The following is a 12,489-nucleotide window of genomic DNA, read 5'->3' on the forward strand; positions in this document are numbered from 1 at the left end:
CTGCTGATGGCCGTACCCCAAGGCCTGGTCAGCCGGTGATCACTCGTGGCAGGCTGACGACTTCGACGTCGATTCCGAGGCCGGCTCCGTGTTCCACAACGGCGTTCTTGAAGCCGGTGTCGACCCAACTCTTGGAAATGGTTGGGTAGTTCTCCTTGGCCTGGTCGAGGAGGCGTATTCCCAGGGCGTTCTCGGAGAGGCCGGCGGAGGCGACGGTCACGGCGAGGACGAGGCCGATTGTGTCGGTCAGGATGCCGCGCTTCCGGCCGACGATCTTCTTCGCGGCATCGGTTCCCTGGCTGTTCAGGGGCACGTTGGTGGAGGTCTTGACGCTCTGGGTGTCGATGACGGAGGCGGTCGGTTCGGGTTTGCGGCCGTCTTTCACGCGGGTCAGGGCGATCAGGTCGTAGTTGAGCTGGGCGAAGATTCCTTCGTCGCGCCACGCGGCGTAATAGGCGTAAACGGCGCCGTGGTTCGGGAAGTCGTGCGGGAGGTATTTCCAGGGGATCCCCGTGCGGTTCACGTAGAGGATCGCGTTGAAGACGTCGCGTAAATCGACCTTGGCCGGCTGCTCGGTTGGTCTACGGTCGAGTCGGGCCTTTGTCCAGGCCGTCAGCGTCGGCTCGATCAGGGGCCATCGGGTGTCGGAAAGGTCGCTGGGGTACGGCTTGCGCTCGCTCACGGCACAGCGTGAGCATGGACATGCCGGAATCTCTCGTTCCGCTGGCGACTGGGAGGTTCTTGGGCATCTCTACGTCAGACGGGTTTCCAGGCGAAGAAGCGGATGAGAAAGGCAGGAGGGCTCTCGCCCTGCCGGGCAGCATTCTTCACTTACGGAAGAAACCACACGGAAGTGGGGCAGCCGCATAAGCTGCGAACCGCCCTCGACCCGGGTAAACGCCTCTGAGGAGCAGAGCCGGAGGGTCCGTGCCGAAGCAACGTCGGTCAAGCCGGGGGGTTGCTGGTCTGTACTGCGAGGGCCGCGACCGTGGGAATGGCCGCGAAGGCTTGGTGCATGTGCCGGATGAGTGCCGCACGGTCCCGTCGTACATCGTTCGATGAGTTCCAGGACTCCAGTGCGCAGTGCCAGGCGGCGAGCATGAAGTCGAGCAGCAGGCGGAGTTGAGTGCGGCCGGGGGAGTTCTCGGCAAGCCGGTCCGCCACGATCCGAACGACGTCCGCGGAGACTTCCGAGCAGTGGCGCAGGCTGTGCGCGGTCAGCGCGGGGGTGCGGTCGGTCAGACTGCGGCTGTCCACGAAGCGCTGCTCCCACCCGTCCGTCATCTGCTCGAGGGCCGCGAACAGCGCGTCCTTATAAGCTCCCAGCAGGTACTCCACGGTGAGGGGCCGGACCCGGATTTCCGTGACGTAGGCGTCCCACAGCTCCTTCTCCGGGGCCAGGGCCACGTCCTCTTTGGACGTGAACATGCGGAAGAAAGTGCGTTTGGAGACCTCTACCGCATCGACGATCTCGTCCAATGTGACTGTGGTGAAGTCCCGCGCGGTGAAGAGCTCGAGGGCCGTGACGACCAGAGCTTGACGGGTCCGCAACTTCTTCCGTTCCCGCAGGGGGAGGGTCTTCGGGTCCTTCTGCACGACGTCGAGCGTATCAGGAGAGATTGCCTCTTGTTCGCTAGTGCCACTCAGTGGCATATTCTTGCTCGTGAAGGCACTGACGATCGATCACTCAGCCCCAGGACACCTCGCACTCACCACGGTCGCCGACCCCGAGCCCACCGCCCACCAGGCTCTGATCCGAGTCCACTCGTTCTCTCTCAACGCCGGCGAGGTCCACCATGCGGTCCCCGAGGGCGAGGCCGGCACGGTGCCCGGCTGGGACGCCGCGGGCACAGTGATCCGCGCGGCCGCCGACGGCTCCGGTCCCCCGCTCGGCACACCCGTGGTAACCGTGGCGGCCGATGGTGCGTGGGCGGAGCTGCGCGCGGTGGACACCGATCTGATCGGCACCGTGCCCGAGGGGACCGACCTCGGCCCGATCAGCACATTGCCGGTCGCGGCAGGGACGGCCCTGCGCGCCCTGCACCGTATCGGCCCGATCCTGGGACGGCGCGTCCTGGTGACCGGCGCAGGCGGCGGCGTTGGCCGCTTCACTCTCCAGCTCGCGGCCCGAGGCGGTGCGGATGTCATCGCGGTCACCAGTGACCCGGCGAAGACGGAGGACCTGCGCGCACTCGGTGCCGACGAGATCGTCACAGATCTGGCCTCGCTCAAAGACATCGAACCGGTACACGGCGTCGTCGAACTGGTCGGCGGCACTCACATGGTCGCCGCACACGAGGCCTTGGCGGAGAACGGTGTGTTGGTGAGCGCAGGTCATATCTCCGGCGAAGGCGAGCAGTTCCCCTACGGCGCCCTCTTCGGCCACGGCCGCCGCCACAACCGCCAGATCGCCACCTTCTACCTGCTGGACGATGCCGTAGGACTGGGTGCTGACCTCACCTGGCTCGCGGCGCTCACCGTGCGCGGTGAGCTGGACCCGCAAGTCGCTCTGCGTAGCGACTGGACGAAGGTGACGCGGGCGGCCGCCGAACTGGCAGGCCGCCGCGTGCGGGGCAAAGCCGTGATCGACATCCACTGAACGGAATGAGTGAAAAGGCCTTCGCGGTTCCTGTACAGCTGCCTCCCTCCGCGCCTGGGGAAGCAGCAGAGCCTGCCCAGGCCCACGCCGCGGCCTACGGGCGCCACAACGTGCCGAACGAGGTCCGGCACGAGGGATGACCGTCAGAGGTGCACCGGCACCCGGCAGGCTCGGCCCCATGGGCAGGCGCCTGGCGGCCGGCCTGCTTTGCGGCCCGGATCGCGGTTGCTGCCCCGGTCATTCCGTCACGGGCAGGCACTCGGCGAGCACGTCGAGGACATCGCGCCAGGCCCGTTGCGCGTGGCGTGGGTGATAGCCGACGCCAGGGAGCACGCTCTGGTCGACCGGCGGGTGGTGGAAGGCGTGCAAGGCACCGCCGTAGACCACGAGGCGCCAGTCGACACCCGCAGCTTGCAGTTCGGCGACGAACGCCTCCCGTTGTGCGGGCGGCATGATCGGGTCCTCGGACCCGACACCGGCCCACACCGGGCAGCGAATGCGTGCCGCCTCGCCCGGTCGGCCTGTGGTCAGTGCGTTGACTGTCACGATCGCCTGCAGGTCGACGCCGTCGCGTCCGAGTTCCAGCCCGATCGCGCCGCCGGTGCCGTAGCCGACGACGGCAATCCGGGCGGAGTCGGTCCGCGGCTCCGCACGCAACACGTCGAGCGCCGCATGGCCGATGCCCCGCATCCGGTCGGGGTCGGCGAGCAACGGCATGCAGCGGGCCAGCATCTGCTCAGGGTCGGTGAACCAACGCCCGCCATGAATGTCGAAGGCCAGTGCCACGTACCCCAGCTCGGCGAGCGCATCGGCCCGTCGCCGCTCGACGTCGCTGAGCCCCGGCCCCTCGGGCCCCACCAGGACAGCGGGTCGGCGGTCGACACCGGCCGGGAGTGCGAGGTGTCCGATCATGGTCAGGCCATCGGCCGGATACTCCACCGTACGTGTCGTCGCCCTTGTCATGAGATGGACGATAGTGATCTCCGAGTCCGCTCGGACCGGTGTTCTGCCGCTGGCAGAACACCGAGTACGCCGGAAAGTACACAACCCTGCGGCAGGCCACCCCCGACGACATCGTCAGCTGGCTCGCAGACCGGCCCCAACGCGCATACGACGCCAGTGCCCTGCGTTCCCTGTTCAGCATGCTGAAGGCCGAGCGTCTGATCTTCGCCAACCCGATGCGAGGCATCAAGGGAGGTAAACCTGCGATCAAGATCCCCGCATCGCTCACCGTGGACGAGGTGGAGGCCGTCGCTCTTGCCGCACTGCAGGATTCGGCCCTCCGTGTGGTCGTGGCCTTGTCCGGCATCCATGCACTGCCCGGCCGCCAGATTCGCTCGATGCTGGTTGGACACGTGGACCTCTCGGGACGGCGACTCGATCCCGAGGGTTTGAACCGTCCCTTGGGCGACTACACCGCCGAGGCGATTGGCGGATATCTTGCCTACCGCCACCGCCACCGCCACCGCCACCGCCGATCGCCGATCGCCGAACAGCACCAACCCACATCTGCTGATCACCAGGAACGCCGCCACCACGACGACACCCGTGGGCACGTTCTGGATGGACAGACTGCTCAAGGAATTGCCCGTGGGCGTCGATCAGCTGCGACAGGACCTCGAAGAAGTCCTCGCCAACGGTGCCGACCCCCTCCACCTCGCACGCGTCTTCTCCCTCGGGGCGAAGGCCAGCCTCCGCTACACCAGCGCGGTGACCGAATTCGGAAGCAGAGCGGAGACCGAGCACCCGATGATGAGTGGCTTCGCGGTAGTGGATCTCGGCTGAATGCCGGGGAGGTTTCCGGCGCAGGATCAGCGGCAGAGCTCCATGATGGTGTCGTCGAATTCGGGGAACTCCTGGGTGGCCAGCTCGATCACGGTAGCGGCAGACCGACGCTGGCTCGGTGCGAACCGTTCAGCGATGGCCGTCAGCTTGCGGTTGGGGTGTGGGATCCAGCCAGGCTCGTAGGAGGTGGCTGCCTCCCAGGGGCCGAAGCCGCCGGCCAGCAGCCACAGAAAGTCGCCCAGATCGCGCGCCACAACGCCCGTCTCTCCCTCGGACCCGAGGAAAACAACGGGTTGATCGGCCAGTGGCTGGCTCGGGTGGATCAGCCAGAACGCCGCATACCCGCCCGAGCCATCCTGGCCGAAGACGCGGAAGCCGGCGCCGTCCAGTTCGCCGTTTCCGGTCCATGCCCGGAACCAGTCGGTGGTCTCCTCAGCGGACAGGAATGCCTCGAAAGGCTCGAAGTCGACCCCGTCACCGCCCGCGTAGTCAAACGGTACGGCCATCGCAGCGGCGAGCGCGGCGGGGAACTGTCGATCACCGGTAGGCGTCACTCGCACAGGCTAGCGACACGGCAACCGGCCTCGCTCATGGGGCAGAGTCGTCATGATCTCCCTGACTTCGCGGTTCGGAGCCTTCAGATTTCCTGAACCCACGGAAGATCGAAGCCGATCCAGTGTGTTCACCACGAACCCACGGGTCGACCCCTGACAATGGCGTCACCGGACCCGCGGGTTTCCGCTGAAGGACCTTCAGTTTCCGCGAACTTGCGGGGCTCCGGGCCCTCTCCCGAAGCTACGGCGAGGTGACGAGTAGCCCTCTGCAATCAGAGTGTCGCTCGGACAGGAAGAGCGAGGTGGGGGGCGGGGACTTCGCGGACCTGGAGGGCGGCGAAGTCTGCGTGGGCCTGTCCGAGTGCTTCGGGGTACGCCTCGCGCTCAGGACTTCGAACAAGATGGTTCTCCGGAGCGGCTCGACGACGGTCGTCCGTCAGATGCCGGTGCGGTCGGGACTGGAGGGGCTGGAGGCGCGGCCGTCGGGGTGTTCTGCTGTCCGGCTGGGCCTGAGCGAGCGGCGGACGAAGGCGATCAGGGAAGGCCCTTGGCGGAAGCACCAGAGGGCGATGACCGGATCGCAGATGGCGCATGCCAGGGACGAGTCGTGGGCGAACGGCAGGATCGGATCGAGCTTGAGGTGGTGGGCCACGTCCCATGCGGTGTGGAGCAGCCAGCCGACGCCGATGAAGGTCCAGGAGTCCAGTCCGCGGTAGGCGACGTAGGCCATGAGCGCGACGAACGGCAGCTCCCACGGGCCGAATCCGCCCCCGCTCAGATAGGCGGCGCCGGCTCCGCCCACCATGATCGCGTTGAAGTGGCGCCGGTGCGGTTCTTCGATCAGGGACATCAGCAGGCAGTAGATGGTGCCGACGATCAACGGTGACACAAGGTTCATGACGGGACGACCTCTTCTTCCGCCTGGGCGCGGGCCGGACCGCCGCGGTCGAGTCGCCGTAGCGCGAGCAGGCCGCCGGCGCCGGGAACGAGGGCCAGGACCTTGACGGCGGCCGGGACCTGCGGGAGGCGCCAGGTCGCGAACACGACGAACAGGTAGGCGCAGCCGTGGGTGGGGCCCGTCAAGGACGAAACGGACTTGAGGTGGACGGTGAACACGTTGGCCAGCATCGCGATCAGGGAGATCAGCTCGGCGTGAGCCGCGATGCGCAGATGGCGCGGAGAGCACAGGTGCATGGTCACACTCCGGTGGTGGAGCGGGGGCGAATGATCATCAGTACGGTGACGGTGGCTCGGAGCAGGTTGAAGACGCCGGTGACCATGGCGAGACGGCCCGGCGTCGAGGGGGCCGGCAACGGCGAGACGGAGCCCGTCGCCTCGCCACAGAACGGTCCCGGGTGGGCAGGATCAGCGTTGCCAGTACGTCGGCCGCCGCCGCGGTCAGCAGGATCGAGACGATCAACCAGGCGCCACCGAGGACACCGGGACTGCCGCCCGTGGCGAGGCCGAAGAGGGAGACCTCTGGACCGCTGCGCCGATGCCCGCGTAGATCCGGCAGTCACGGTGCTGCGTCCCCAGGGTGGTGCGGGCGTCGCCGTCGGCGGAGTCGCCGAGAGCGCGGCGCAGCGTCGCGGGAAACATGCTCGCGGCGACGGTGTCCGGGCCGACGGCGATAACGGCGGCCAGGGGTGCAGGGACAGAAGGAGCTGGGTCACGCCTGGCACTCCGGGGCGGTCCGGCGCTCGCCGGTGACCTTCGAGGACGGAAGGCGGCCGGCCTTGGAGGTGCCCTGGAGGGTGTCGCCGTCGACCGTCACGTCGAACGCCAGGTTCAGCCGCACGGGCTTGGTGATGGCCTGCTTCCAGGTGAGCCGGTCGCCGTCGAGGGTGATGTCGCCGAGCGGTACGTCCTCGCCTGCTCCGTGGGCGACGCCGGTCAGGGCGCCGTCCTGGTCACGGAGTTCGACCACAGCCTCGATCTTGCCGATGGGGGTGGAGATGGCCAGGTTCCAGGTGCCTTCGACGGACATGCGGATGTGTTTTCCTGCCTGTGCGAGGGATGGTGAGCGGAGGATCTGCGAAGGGCCGGGGTTCACAAGGCGCTGGGCGTCGGACCCTGCGCGCGCCAGACGGTGCCGCGCCGCTCGTGGGCGAAGAGCTCTTCGACGGCGTGCGCGACGCGGGGGCCCACCTCACGCTCCAGCAGGTACAACCCAAGATCGAGCCCTGAGGTGACGCCGGCGCCGGTGACCAGGTCGCCGTCGTCGACGATGCGGGCGCGGACCGCGTGGGCACCGGTGGCGTCCAGCATGTCGAGGCCCATGTGGTGGGTGGTGGCGTGACGCCCCTCCAGCAGGCCTGCCAAAGCCAGGACGAGCGAGCCGCCGCAGACGGTGGCGACAGTGATGTCCGGGGCGTCCATCGCCTGCTTGAGGAGCGCGGGCAGCCCGGTGACCAGCGTGCGGCCCAGCAGTACGGGGATGAACTCGTCCTGCTTCCACTCGCCGGCGCCCGCCTCTTCTTCCGGGACCTCGCCGGGTTCGCCCACGCGGCCGGAGGCACCGGGTACCACAAGCATGTCCGCGCGCTCCAGGTCGAGGGCGCCGTGGGCGCGCAGCACCAGTCCTCCGGTGCCGCTGACCACCTCCCGGGGGCCCTCCGCGGTGACCAGCTCGACGCTCACCGCGCCGTCCGAGGCCGAGCCGCCGGCGTACAGCACCTCGTAGGGGGCGATGGCATCGAGCGGGTCGAAGCCGTCGAACAGGACGACCTGGATGTGCATGGAAGGTTCCTTCGGGGTCGTTTTCCATCGGACGCTCCGAAGTCAACCGGCTGCCGCAGTGATCGCCCAGTGGCACTAGTGACAGGATTCAACGGAAAAATGCCAAGCGCCTCAAGAAGGCCGCGAGCTGCGGAGACGTGGAGCTGTCCGGGTATCGGTGCCGGACCGTCGAGCGGATGGGGAGGTAGGTTCTGCCCACGAACGCCGTCGCTGTTCTCATGCTGGACCAGAGGATCCCGTTCGACGTGTCCACCCCGATCGAGGTCTTCTCCCGGACCCGCCTGCCCGACGAGCGGCCCGGCGACCAGGCCCGGGTCTGCGCCGCGCACGACGAGATGGACGCCGGAACCTTCCCCCTGCGCGTCCCTTGAGGTCTGGACGGCCTCCAGGACGCGGACACGATCATCGTGCCGGGCGTCGCCGGTCCCACCGCCCCGCTCGCTCCCGCCGTGCGCGACGCGCTGCGGTCGGCCACTGCCGGGCGAACACGGATCGCCTCCATCTGCGTGGGCGTCTTTCCCCTGGCCGCCCGGGCTCCTCGACGGACTGCGGGTCACGACGCACTGGCTCGCGGCCGGCCTGCCGGCCGCCACCACCGGACCTCCACGTCGACCGGGACGTCGTCTAGGTCGAGACCACGGCCAGTTCCTCACCTCGGCCGGTGCGGCCGCAGGACTGGGCCTGTGCCTGCATATGATCCGCCGTGGCTACAGCTCGGCCGTCGCCGCCCGCCTGTCGGTCATGCCGTGGAACGGGAGGGCGCGGAGGTGCAGTTCATCGTCTCCGACCCCCGGCGCCGCAGGTCTCCGAGCTGGAGGCACTGCTCACCTGGCTGCGGGGAGAACCCGGCCCGGGACCTCACTCTCGTCGACATCGCCGAGCGGGCCGGCACCAGCACCCGAACCCTGACCCGCCGCTTCCGCGACGAGACCGGCAGGTGGCGAGGCCGAGGAAGGCTTCGTGGATGCCGTCGCGTCCCTCCCCGCGGATTCGAAGGCGGCGAACGTCGTGCAGTCAGGAGCTTGCCCGGCCGCTGGCGGCCGACCGGCGCCGGTCCTGGGAACAACCCAGCCCGCCGGACCGGCTCGCCCCCGCTCGCCCCCGCCCGCGTCCGCCCGCGTCCGCCCGCGTCCGCTCGCCCCCGCCCGGTCTTTCCGGCGCATCCGCCCAGCGACCGCCGCCTGCCCGGCCCAGGCACCGAAACTCTCCCGGCCCGGCCTCGGACGACCACGGGGCCGAAGGAACACCCGGCCCGCACCCCGCCACGACGTGCACACACCCCGCATAACACAGCCGGCGCAACGACAAACAAAGAAGTCAGCTGCCCCACCCCACCGCACAGGTTGAAGATCAAGCCAGGCGAGGGCCCGGTGGTGTCGCCGTAAGCGGAAATGCGCTGGTCGCCGGTTGCGGGTGGTGTTCATACTGCCGCGATGGATCCGGTGTCTCTCTTGGGACCGACCGTCTCGTGTGCGGGCCTTCACAGCTGCCGACGTGGATGCGGTGTACGAAGCCTGCCAGGACGAGGACATCCAGTTCTACACCCCGGGGTCGGTAACCGTACCGGCGTGCGCAGGCGGAGAGTCTCGTCGGCGAGAAGCTGCCCGCTCACTGGGCCGAGGACAGGGACTACACCCTCGGCGCGTTCCGCAAGGGCACCGGCGCCCTGGTCGGCTCCTACTGCCTGACCCTCCTCAGCCGCGGCGTCTGGGAGCTCGGTTACCGGGCGGTCAAGGAGCCGCGCGGCCATGGCTTTTCGGTGGAGGCCGCTCGGGCCCTGTGTGACTGGGCGGGGCCACGTTCCACGTGCACCGCATCGAGTGGTGGGCCATGGCCGGGAACACCGGCTCGCGTGCCGTGGCCGAGAAACTCGGCTTCACGGCGCGGCGAACGAGACGGCATCGGCGAAGATCCGGCGGCTGCTGCCCCGGCACATCGCCCGCCGGCTCGACACACTCCTGGAGACTCTCGCCTTCACGGACCAGCCGGGTGAGTTCGACACCCCGGACGCCGGGGTCCTGCTCACTCTCGCCGACGCGGTGCGCCACCGCCGGCCGGTCTCGATCCGCTGCACCGACCGCGACGGACGGAGCGGCGTACGCACGCTGCACGCGTACGGGATCGTCGCCCATGCGGGCCGGTGGTACGTCACGGGCAAGGGCGCCGGATCGGCGAGGACCGTGCCTTCCGGCTCGACCGCATCGCAGACGCGAGGGCCCTGCCCGGCTCCTTCGAGCGCCCGAGGGACCCGGCCCGGCACAGCGCGTGCTGACGGGGTTCGCCACCACGGCCGCATACCGGCACGAGGTGACCTTGCGGATCCACGGGACGGCCGAGCAGATCCGCGCCCACCTTCCCGCCGGCGTCGCCGGCCTGGAGGAGCACGAACCCGCGGCAGGCCAGGACCGTGCGGCCGAACGCTGGCTGCGCGTCGAGCTGCGGGCGGAACGGCTCGACTGGCTGCCCCCGGTACTCGCCGCACTCGACCGGCCGTTCGTCCTCGAGCGCTCCGCCGAACTACGCGACCTCGTCACCGCACTCGCCGGCCGTCTCGCGTCCTACGCCGCCGAGCCGGACGGCCGGTAACCACCGTCATGAGACGGCACAGCCAGGACCGCCGGGCTGGAGCGCGGCCGGACGATGCTCGTGCGCCGCGAGACGGCGGGGACCGGCCGGGGGCGAAGTCGGCCGATGCCCTGCGCGCGGTGCCGACCTGGTCAGGGAATCAACACGCAGTGATTCTCGATGACCCGGCCACCGCGGTCGAGACCACCACAGACGGCCAGTCTCGGATAGGCCCTGAACTCACGGTTGATGACGAACCGCCAGCGCGAGACGTTCGGCTTGCTGCCCCGGTAGTCGCCGACGAAGGCGCGAAGGGTGCCCGGCAGACCGTCTTTGGTGGTGACGGTGATGTCCTGGACGTAGTCACGGCCCTGATAGGCGGTGGCGACACAGATGTAGTTGCCGCAGGTGGACTTGACCTCGGCGCTGGCCGGTGACGCCGTCGCCAGCAGCAGCGCGCCGGCTGCGGCGAGCGCGGCGGCCGCCGTGACGGTCCGGTGCCGCGCGGCCGGCGTCTGCCGGACTCGCAACCCGCGTACGTGGATCATGGGTCTCTCCTTGCGTCGCTGCACGATGCGTAACTTTCCGGCTCCACACTGTGGCGAAAGCGCCCCTAGGCCGGCAAGAGAGCACGCCCGTTCTATGGGTCCATGGACGCCCGGATCCGCGGCAACGGCGTCCAGTGGCCGCACGCCACCTACGTCTTGACCATCGGCCGGCCTCCGGATTCGTCGGACTCCCCACCACTCGCTCAGTGAGGCAGAGCGTTCGGTATGGATGGCCTCGTGGTGCTGGTCGGCCGCCCCTGCGGGCGAGCCGGCTGCCAAGTCCTCACCGCCCCGCCTTCTCGTCTCGACCGTCGTCCCGGACGGTACGGTTCCCCTTCGCTGCCCGGGGCTCGGTCATCGGCGGGGCGTTCGTCCTGCTGATCGGCTACCGTCTCCGCTTCGGCGACGCCCGCAACCGACGCGAGCGCACCCCCGGACCGCCGTCGAAGCGGAATGGACTGTCCTCACCCCCGCGGGCACACGTAACCGCGGGTAGGACTTCCTGCGGGCAGCGGAACACCGTCGAGCGCTGCACCAAACGTCAAGCAAAGGTGCGGCTGGCCGAACGAACCGCCAATCTGGATCAGGTCGCCGCGCGTGTCGTCGAAGACGGCGGTGGTGCGGGGCCCATCTCCAGGGGGCCCTGGGGGAAGCGGACGCCGAGGCCGCGCAGGCGCTCGTACGCCGCCCGCACATCGTCGACGGCGAACCGGGCGGGCGCAGACCCGCAGGCGGCGAGAGTACGCGGGGTTCTGTTACGAAAATCGCTGGTCACAGCCCTTCGACTGTGTTTCCATGCCTCGGTGAAGAGCGAGAACGTACCCGGCTCGGACGTATCGCCGAGTGTCCGGCAGCGGGCTGTTCGTGATCTCGGTGACTGTGTGCGGGTGCTTGGCAGAGGTTCATCAGCGCGACGGTTATCCGGTGAACTGGCCCAGCCGCCCGGACGTATGGCTCACACCGCCATCGCTCATCGCCTCATGGGTGGCGGACCTGGATGGCCGCACAGCCGGCCATATCGGACTGTCCCCGAGCGGTGCGAAAGACGCCGCTTCCGGACTGTGGAGCGCTCGTGCAGGGGTGAGCGTCGAGGCGACCGCCGTGGTCAAACCGGTTGTTCGTCGCCCCCTGGGCCCGCGGCCTTGGGATCGGTGCACTGCTGCTGGCGCAGGCGGTCACAGAAGCACAGGACCGCGGCTTGCATCCGGTGCTCGACGCGGTCGCCTCGGACACCGCGGCGACAGCCCTGTACGAGCGGCTCGGCTGGCAACTGCCGGCCCAGTCGAACAGTGGTGGAGCCCGGAGCAGAAGGTGGCCGTTCGGTGCTATGCGGCGGCAATCTGACGGCGATGCCCCGGACACCCGCCACTCCCGCGGCCGTCCTCGGCGCCTCGTGGAGGCCGCGCACGGCGAACCGGACCTGGTGAGACCGGGGGAGCGCCTCGGGCGCGGCAACTCGCGGCAGCCTGTCGGCGTTCGGCTCACCCCGCTCATCGATCACCGGCGGCACATGGCGCCCTCGCCCACCCAGCCGACCACTGTCCGCGTACTTCGGGTTACTTCTCGGCCTCTCGGACCGGCAGGCGGCCGAGGGTTGGCTGCCGCATCGATTTCACGTACGTGCCGGCCATGGAACTGGACGATCCAGGCTTCCACCCCAGCGTGCCGGCCGACTTCCGCGAGCGGCTCACCGAGGGCG

Annotated in this window: 12 protein-coding genes and 7 pseudogenes; 8 read left to right on the forward strand and 11 right to left on the reverse strand. The window is 69.1% G+C overall.

All coding sequences use genetic code 11. The annotated features are described in order from the left end of the window. Positions 1 to 52: 52 nt before the first annotated feature. Positions 53 to 682, reverse strand: a pseudogene (locus tag AB0G56_RS28480) (IS5 family transposase); the annotation flags it as partial. 263 nt (positions 683 to 945) lie between these two features. Further along, a complete protein-coding gene (locus tag AB0G56_RS28485) occupies positions 946 to 1,596 on the reverse strand; it encodes a helix-turn-helix domain-containing protein (protein WP_360974413.1) in 651 nt (216 codons plus the stop codon). Between the two features lie 67 nt (positions 1,597 to 1,663). Between AB0G56_RS28485 and AB0G56_RS28490 the strand changes: the two genes are divergently transcribed. Continuing rightward, positions 1,664 to 2,599, forward strand: coding sequence for a zinc-binding dehydrogenase (locus AB0G56_RS28490; protein ID WP_360974416.1), 936 nt, complete (start codon positions 1,664 to 1,666; stop codon positions 2,597 to 2,599). Positions 2,600 to 2,836: 237 nt separating this feature from the next. On the opposite strand, the gene AB0G56_RS28495 is transcribed toward AB0G56_RS28490, so the two are convergent. Continuing rightward, the gene (locus AB0G56_RS28495) at positions 2,837 to 3,562 is read right to left on the reverse strand and encodes a dienelactone hydrolase family protein (RefSeq protein ID WP_360974419.1); all 726 of its coding nucleotides are present in this window, start codon (positions 3,560 to 3,562) and stop codon (positions 2,837 to 2,839) included. Positions 3,563 to 4,039: 477 nt separating this feature from the next. Between AB0G56_RS28495 and AB0G56_RS28500 the strand changes: the two genes are divergently transcribed. Then, the gene (locus AB0G56_RS28500) at positions 4,040 to 4,384 is read left to right on the forward strand and encodes a hypothetical protein (RefSeq protein WP_360974422.1); all 345 of its coding nucleotides are present in this window, start codon (positions 4,040 to 4,042) and stop codon (positions 4,382 to 4,384) included. Between the two features lie 26 nt (positions 4,385 to 4,410). Here the strand turns inward: AB0G56_RS28500 and AB0G56_RS28505 are convergent, their stop codons facing one another. The 6 genes and pseudogenes from AB0G56_RS28505 to AB0G56_RS28530 form a co-directional block, all read right to left on the reverse strand. Continuing rightward, entirely contained in the window at positions 4,411 to 4,890 is a 480-nt protein-coding gene (locus AB0G56_RS28505) for an SMI1/KNR4 family protein (protein WP_360974543.1), read from the reverse strand. A 484-nt stretch (positions 4,891 to 5,374) separates the two neighbouring features. Then, a complete protein-coding gene (locus AB0G56_RS28510; protein WP_360974425.1) occupies positions 5,375 to 5,836 on the reverse strand; it encodes a DUF6010 family protein in 462 nt (153 codons plus the stop codon). Then, a complete protein-coding gene (locus AB0G56_RS28515; protein WP_360974546.1) occupies positions 5,833 to 6,132 on the reverse strand; it encodes a DUF3817 domain-containing protein in 300 nt (99 codons plus the stop codon). The genes AB0G56_RS28510 and AB0G56_RS28515 overlap by 4 nt, the downstream gene beginning before the upstream one ends. A 2-nt stretch (positions 6,133 to 6,134) precedes the next feature. After that, positions 6,135 to 6,611 (reverse strand): annotated as a pseudogene (locus tag AB0G56_RS28520) (hypothetical protein). Continuing rightward, the gene (locus AB0G56_RS28525) at positions 6,608 to 6,925 is read right to left on the reverse strand and encodes a hypothetical protein (RefSeq protein ID WP_360974428.1); all 318 of its coding nucleotides are present in this window, start codon (positions 6,923 to 6,925) and stop codon (positions 6,608 to 6,610) included. Before AB0G56_RS28525 ends, AB0G56_RS28520 begins: the two are co-directional and overlap by 4 nt. A 62-nt stretch (positions 6,926 to 6,987) precedes the next feature. Then, entirely contained in the window at positions 6,988 to 7,677 is a 690-nt protein-coding gene (locus tag AB0G56_RS28530; RefSeq protein WP_360974431.1) for a DJ-1/PfpI family protein, read from the reverse strand. A 218-nt stretch (positions 7,678 to 7,895) separates the two neighbouring features. Between AB0G56_RS28530 and AB0G56_RS28535 the strand changes: the two genes are divergently transcribed. The 5 genes and pseudogenes from AB0G56_RS28535 to AB0G56_RS28555 form a co-directional block, all read left to right on the forward strand. Then, entirely contained in the window at positions 7,896 to 8,048 is a 153-nt protein-coding gene (locus AB0G56_RS28535) for a hypothetical protein (protein ID WP_360974434.1), read from the forward strand. A 3-nt stretch (positions 8,049 to 8,051) separates the two neighbouring features. Beyond that, a pseudogene (locus AB0G56_RS28540) lies at positions 8,052 to 8,612 on the forward strand (DJ-1/PfpI family protein); the annotation flags it as partial. Positions 8,613 to 8,698: 86 nt separating this feature from the next. Next, positions 8,699 to 9,024 (forward strand): annotated as a pseudogene (locus AB0G56_RS28545) (hypothetical protein); the annotation flags it as partial. Between the two features lie 253 nt (positions 9,025 to 9,277). Beyond that, entirely contained in the window at positions 9,278 to 9,670 is a 393-nt protein-coding gene (locus AB0G56_RS28550) for a GNAT family protein (RefSeq protein WP_360974549.1), read from the forward strand. Then, positions 9,564 to 10,263, forward strand: a pseudogene (locus tag AB0G56_RS28555) (WYL domain-containing protein); the annotation flags it as partial. The gene AB0G56_RS28550 and the pseudogene AB0G56_RS28555, both read left to right, overlap by 107 nt. 131 nt (positions 10,264 to 10,394) lie before the next feature. Here AB0G56_RS28555 and AB0G56_RS28560 read toward each other — a convergent pair. Next, complete coding sequence (locus AB0G56_RS28560) at positions 10,395 to 10,790, reverse strand: hypothetical protein (RefSeq protein ID WP_360974437.1); 396 nt, start codon at positions 10,788 to 10,790, stop codon at positions 10,395 to 10,397. A 575-nt stretch (positions 10,791 to 11,365) separates the two neighbouring features. Next, a pseudogene (locus AB0G56_RS28565) lies at positions 11,366 to 11,505 on the reverse strand (VOC family protein); the annotation flags it as partial. Between the two features lie 88 nt (positions 11,506 to 11,593). Between AB0G56_RS28565 and AB0G56_RS28570 the strand changes: the two are divergent. Then, positions 11,594 to 12,134, forward strand: a pseudogene (locus AB0G56_RS28570) (GNAT family N-acetyltransferase). Positions 12,135 to 12,489 lie beyond the last annotated feature (355 nt).

This window comes from Streptomyces sp. NPDC021356, assembly GCF_040641015.1.
Lineage (GTDB): Bacteria > Actinomycetota > Actinomycetes > Streptomycetales > Streptomycetaceae > Streptomyces.

Excerpts from the sequence above, each read along its gene's own strand:
- AB0G56_RS28495 (WP_360974419.1), bottom strand. The coding sequence starts at position 3,562 with ATGACAAGGGCGACGACACGTACGGTGGAGTATCCGGCCGATGGCCTG.
- AB0G56_RS28535 (WP_360974434.1), top strand. The coding sequence starts at position 7,896 with ATGCTGGACCAGAGGATCCCGTTCGACGTGTCCACCCCGATCGAGGTC.
- AB0G56_RS28515 (WP_360974546.1), bottom strand. The coding sequence starts at position 6,132 with ATGCACCTGTGCTCTCCGCGCCATCTGCGCATCGCGGCTCACGCCGAG.
- AB0G56_RS28505 (WP_360974543.1), bottom strand. The coding sequence starts at position 4,890 with ATGGCCGTACCGTTTGACTACGCGGGCGGTGACGGGGTCGACTTCGAG.
- AB0G56_RS28510 (WP_360974425.1), bottom strand. The coding sequence starts at position 5,836 with ATGAACCTTGTGTCACCGTTGATCGTCGGCACCATCTACTGCCTGCTG.
- AB0G56_RS28525 (WP_360974428.1), bottom strand. The coding sequence starts at position 6,925 with ATGTCCGTCGAAGGCACCTGGAACCTGGCCATCTCCACCCCCATCGGC.
- AB0G56_RS28560 (WP_360974437.1), bottom strand. The coding sequence starts at position 10,790 with ATGATCCACGTACGCGGGTTGCGAGTCCGGCAGACGCCGGCCGCGCGG.
- AB0G56_RS28530 (WP_360974431.1), bottom strand. The coding sequence starts at position 7,677 with ATGCACATCCAGGTCGTCCTGTTCGACGGCTTCGACCCGCTCGATGCC.